The organism is Actinophytocola sp. (assembly GCF_045807065.1).
GTDB lineage: Bacteria > Actinomycetota > Actinomycetes > Mycobacteriales > Pseudonocardiaceae > Actinophytocola.
The window spans coordinates 1-5355 of record NZ_JBJMIE010000220.1 but is presented as its reverse complement, the minus strand read 5'-3'; the positions used below and the strand labels follow the sequence as shown (position 1 = coordinate 5355).

Annotated in this window: 3 protein-coding genes and 1 pseudogene; 3 read left to right on the top strand and 1 reads right to left on the bottom strand. The window is 65.2% G+C overall.

Annotation, left to right across the window (positions count from 1 at the left end):
* A pseudogene (locus ACJ73U_RS13035) lies at nucleotides 1-253 on the top strand (group II intron reverse transcriptase/maturase); the annotation flags it as partial.
* Between the two features lie 441 nt (nucleotides 254-694).
* Nucleotides 695-1075, top strand: a complete 381-nt coding sequence (locus ACJ73U_RS13030; RefSeq protein ID WP_407777849.1) for a hypothetical protein — start codon at nucleotides 695-697, stop codon at nucleotides 1073-1075.
* A 1-nt stretch (nucleotide 1076) separates the two neighbouring features.
* Here ACJ73U_RS13030 and ACJ73U_RS13025 read toward each other — a convergent pair whose 3' ends face one another.
* The gene (locus ACJ73U_RS13025; RefSeq protein ID WP_407777848.1) at nucleotides 1077-1868 is read right to left on the bottom strand and encodes a hypothetical protein; all 792 of its coding nucleotides are present in this window, start codon (nucleotides 1866-1868) and stop codon (nucleotides 1077-1079) included.
* A 2503-nt stretch (nucleotides 1869-4371) separates the two neighbouring features.
* Here ACJ73U_RS13025 and ACJ73U_RS13020 point away from each other — a divergent pair.
* Nucleotides 4372-4551 (top strand): hypothetical protein, encoded by a 180-nt coding sequence (locus tag ACJ73U_RS13020; RefSeq protein WP_407777847.1) that lies wholly within the window; start codon nucleotides 4372-4374, stop codon nucleotides 4549-4551.
* Nucleotides 4552-5355: the final 804 nt, after the last annotated feature.

The window sequence follows — 5355 nt, the reverse complement described above, 5'->3', positions numbered from 1 at the left end:
GTATGCCGTCTGCAAGCACACCCTTGACCGGCTGCGTCATTTCGTTGAGTGGCGCATCATCCGCTGGTTACGCAAGCGGCATCGCTGGACGTGGAAGGTGTTCCGTCGCCGGTTCACCACTCCTGCTGGGCGGTGGCTGCCGATCGCGGCAGGCGGGGTCGCGGTGTTCAACCCGGCATCGGTGACGGTCACCCGCTACCGCTACCGAGGCACCAAGATCCCCAACCCGTTCACGCGGCTGACTCCAGCCTGACGGCACCGATCGTGGAGAGCCCGGTGCGTCGAGAGGCGCACGCCGGGTTCGGCGAGCGGCCCGCAGAAACGGACCGGCAGTAATGCCGGCGCCGCGCTGCGGGCCGACTCAACCAGCGCATCGTCCATCGGGCGCGGCCTGTGCCGGTGGGGCCGGATCAAATCGCGCAGCGCGGCCAGCGTGTGGGTGGAATCGGTGCGTGTCGTGCGTTCGCGCACCCAGTCCGGCGTCCTTCAGCCGGGCCAGCGCGAGATCGAGGAGCCCTCGAGATGGACTGACGTCGTGCAGCGCGACCTCCGCTCGGCACTCAAGGTAGCGGCGTCCAACGTTACGGAGTTGATACGCAGAGCAACGATGCGTAGTGGTGGTAAATTGGTGGTACCCTAGGTGTTCAGCGGGTGGTATAGTGCTTGCTGTTGCCTGAGTTAGGAGCGCACTGCGATGACTGTTGCCCAGTTGGTAGACGCACACAGGGTCGCTGTGCGAACTCCCATGTTCCAGATTGTCCTCGAGCTCAACAGTCACCTCGGTGCAACGCTTGTGGCCACGTTGGCCGGGGTGAGCGATCGCAAGCTGCCGTATCGATGGGCTAAGTCGGACGGACCGAAGCCGGGAGAGGACGCTCGGCAACGGCTGCAGACCGCGTACCGAATCTGGTTGGCGATGGCGAAGTCCGAGTCCGATCACGTCGTGCGTGCGTGGTTCATCGGCGCGAACCCGTTCCTGAACGAGGTGCCGCCGGCAATGGCATTGCGGGAGGGGCTCATCAGCGAGACTGTTAAGGCTGCGGACGGCTTCCTGTCTGACACCTGGTCTGCCTGAGCTACCAGACCATGAGCCCTAGTTGTCGAGCCGCCCACTGGAGATCTGGCTGATCCCGCTGGATGATGCGTGGGTCGCCATGTGTTGCGACGGAGTTGACGTCGGTGACGTCCCTCGTGTGTTGGACGGCGGGTAGCCAGCGGGCCCAGCAGTCGAGATCTGCGCCGTGTTTGGACAAGTATCGAATGCCGTAGATACCGACGCCGTCGCGCGCCTGCTGTTTCCACAGCCAAGATGCAGCGGCGCACGTCAACGCTCTGTCGCTGCCAGTCAAGCTGGCGATATCGATCAAGGTTGGTTTGTTGACATACGCCGGTGGAGCCCATTCGGTTGCCGATCGACGCAGGCTGCCGATGGTTTCAGCTGCAGAGATATCGACGTAGTAACCAGGATTGCGGAACCGCATATCGACGAAGCGCCGCGCATCGCGCCAGTTGGCCGGGATGTTTCCCGGCTGCATATGGGACAGTGTTGCCCACTCGGCTGCGATGGGGTCAGCGCCTATGGCAAGATCATCAAAGATCTCATGTAGCGGGAACTTGGTGAAATCCACTGTCGCATAGGCCAAGCTCTCGAGAAAAGCGCCCCGAAGGATTCCTGCGCCGTAAAGAGTCGCATGACTATCGAGGTCGAATCGACTCCAATGGACCTCGGGGATGCCCATCCGCAAAGGCGGATTTACCGGTGAACCGTACTTGTGTTGAAAGATGCGCCAGACTGATACCTCTGGCTTGCGTAGCAGCACTAGGTCTGTCTTCGGGCAGAACCACCGATCCTCCCCGATCAACTCCATCCGGACTGACTCTGACCCGGCAGACACAAGCACCCCACAGCGTTCGAACAGCGTGCAACGGCTAGTGCTTCATGTCGTACGACAATGACCGTTGGTTACATCTGTGGTCACATTGTGATGTCAGCAAGTGATCGGTACACCGTCGGGAATAGGCACGGAGCGAACATGTCGGAGTGGCACAGTCCATCCATGCCTGGTGAAACGCCAACCGCGAGGAGGCACTGCGCAGATGGAGTCCGGACGCGTCGGGTCCTGCGGGCATCGGCGAAGTGTGATGTGGGGCAAACTACTGTGAAGAGGTGACCTGGTGTGACGAGGCCCCGCCAGGACTATCGTGAAGCCGGTCGACCGGTGGAACTACCCAGTTGGACCATCACGCCCGGCACGACTGTCAAGGTCGGTCCCGACCCGTCTCGTGCTCGATGTGACGCAGATGTGTTCCGATCCGAGCGGTACCTCCATGATAATTGCCCAACGGCGTGAGCCGCGGTCGTCGACGTTAAAGCACGCTGCTGCTCAGCTACTGCTCCAGGATTGCGGCCAGATGAACTGCGGCCTCCGCTTCAGCCGGGTTTACGAAGGGTCGAGGAGCTCCGTGGAGACCGACACCCCAGGGAGGGTCTTCTTGGAAGCTCATGCCGGCTCCACACGGCGCTGTGGATCCACGAGCAATCAGACCTCTGCGGTAGGGCCAGCGGCGGGAGCGGTCCAGTTGGCCACCGCCCAGTACGCCTTTGCGCCGAGGCTGCCAAGGACCGTCCTGGTGTCGGCCTACCAGCCGTCGAGGACCTGCTCGGGTGACAGCGTGCTGATCCAGCGCTGGTCGAAGTCCTGCCCCGCGCCCGCGAGCTCCCAGACGTATGGCGAGGGGAACACCCGACCGAGAACGGGACGGGCGGAATCGAGAACCGCCGGAGCTCGGTTGAGTCGCGAATAGTCGTCCGCCCCGAGCCGGTCCCGGTCCCGTGAGGAGCACGCGGTACTGGCCCGAGGGGAGGTACGCCAGCAGGTAGCACAACGCCAGGCAGAGCGGATCGTCCTGCCGAGTCCGTCCAGGAGGCCGAGGTAGGTGTCGAGCCCGTCGCCGACCGCGGCGCCCATCGGTCGCCCGGCACTCCGCCTCGGCGAGGAGCCCGAGGAGAACGGCCAGGTAACCTTTCCGCCGGTCGTCGACCTCGCCCATCCGGGCCACGAGGGCGGGCACGGCCGGTTGGGCCGCCTCGGTCAGGGCACCCCCGCCACAACGTCCCCGCCAGGCGCTGGAACTCCTCATCGAGACGGTCGTCCGCCACCTCCCCGAAGACGTCGAGGAGCTCGTACACCGTCGCCGGGGAAGCGGAAACGGTGAGTGAGGCGATCCCCTGGTACGTCGGGCGTACCCGGACGGTGTTGCGGGAGGCCGGAGCGCGGCTGACGGCGTTCGACTGGGACCGGGCGGCGACGGAGGGGAAGTACCGTGCGCGCGGGGTCGAGACGGTGACGAGGGACCTGCGGCGCGCTTGTGCGGCGCTCGCCGAGCTGGCGCGGTCGGTCACGGCGAGGACCTGGCGTGCACGGGCATTGGCAGTGACGGCACACCGCGCACGGTCCAGGTCCTGCTCGCGCGGGCCGGGCACGAACTGGCCCAGCACGAGCTCGACATCCGTCGCGGAGTCGATGCCGCGACGAGCTCGGCTCCGCCACGGCGGTGAGGTCGGGTCCCGCCCCGGCGGGGCTCCGGTCGTGCAGGTACATCCGGGGTCGGTCGAACGGTCCCACGACCGGAGTCGAAGCCCCGATCTCGCCCTGGAAGGTCGAACCGAGTCTCGCGGACCACGACTCCGCTCGACCCGCGCGCTTTCGGCACGGGGGCAAGCCCGGCCGGCGCGCTTTCGGCGACGCGGCCCAGCAGCACTGCCACGGCCTCCGCCGTGGGCCACGGCAGCTCGACGAGGCGGGCGACGCCAGGGCACTGATCGACGCGCTGGTCGACACGAGTGTCTACTCGCTTCTCACGATGTCCGTGCACGGCGACGACCGGCCTGTCAGCCGCCCGGATGATGTCCCTGAGCTTCCCGGAGACGGTCGTCGTCGGCCCGTGCTTCTCTGGGAGCATGGACAAACGTGTCGGGACCGAACCGATCGACATCCCGGCCGTGATGCTCTGCCGAGGCGCGACAACGGTGTTCGGCGGCCTGTTCCCGCTAGCCGACGGCCCCGGCAGCGGCTACGCCATCGCGACGATCCTCGGCCTCTTCTACGCCCTGCACGCCCAAGGCTCCCGACCTGCCTGGCCCTTCGCCGCGCGCAGCAACGGTGGCACGCCGAACACGAGTCCATGCCCCACACCCGGGCCGGACTCATGGCCCTCACCAACTGCGACCTCGACTGACTCGGCCGCAGCGTTACCGACCTTCGCACGGACACCCCTCAGCTGAGAAGATCCACTCGTGCCGCGAGTCGGATTGATGGCCGGGAACCGCCAGTATCCGTTCTTGGCGCCGGGTTCCCGACTCCCGGCGCCGTGGACGACCACATCTTCGGCGTCCGCCTCTCCGCGCTCTACGACCGCGCCACACCTTCCCCAGGAGACCCGCCCTTTATTGAGATGATGGCCGGTATCCGCATCCACAGACCGGACCGGTGCGCGCCCGCACACCTGCTCGGTGTCAATGTCTTCTCCAACAAGACCATCCGTGGATAGTTCTCGCGGAAATCGACATCACCGGCGTGCAGATCGGGCGCGGTCAGGCCCAGTGCCGCGCGAACTGGTTGTACATCCGTCGGCCGTACGTCTCGGCCTCCGCTTCGGTACCGGCGTGACCTACCACGCGGTACGCGCGGTGGTGCGCGATCTCGTGGAAGACGGTTACGACGGCGGTCTCCGTATCGCGCAGTGCGAGATCGGTGAGTTGGATAAGCGGTCGGCCTCGAGGACCGAGTAGCGGACGGCCATGTCCGTTATGCGGACTTGCACCGTAAGCGGGCTGCCCATCGGGACCGAGTAGGGCGGCCACACGCTCGATGTCATAACCGCGCACACTCATGTCGCAGCGTCCCAGCAGTATCCGGAGTTGGCGGATGTTGAGAGTACGTGTCGCGCGGTCTGAGTTCCGCCACCGCGTCAGTTGGTGTCGCATAGTGAGTCCCGTTCTCGTCGAGTGATTCGATCGGGACCCAGGGCAGCAAGGACCGGAAAGTCAGTCGATGTTTCCGGACTCCTCCGGACGATCTCGGATGGGAAGCGAACGGGTAGTACGGTTAGCGACGTGCGCCGGTAGCCTTTGTCGCTCGTTGCTCCCTAGGCTGTCCGGGAACGTCCGGCAACCTGTTCGGAAGGGTGATCACACTGACGTCCGTCGGCCTTTCCGATCTTTTGACCGTGCATACGTGGTCTGGCTTCGCGGAATATCTCCAGAGCGTCCACCTTCGGAGCGGGTTGAGCCTGGGGGAGCTCGAGAAGATCGGAAAGAGGCTGCCGTCCGGGCACGGGTTCAGGGAACTACCG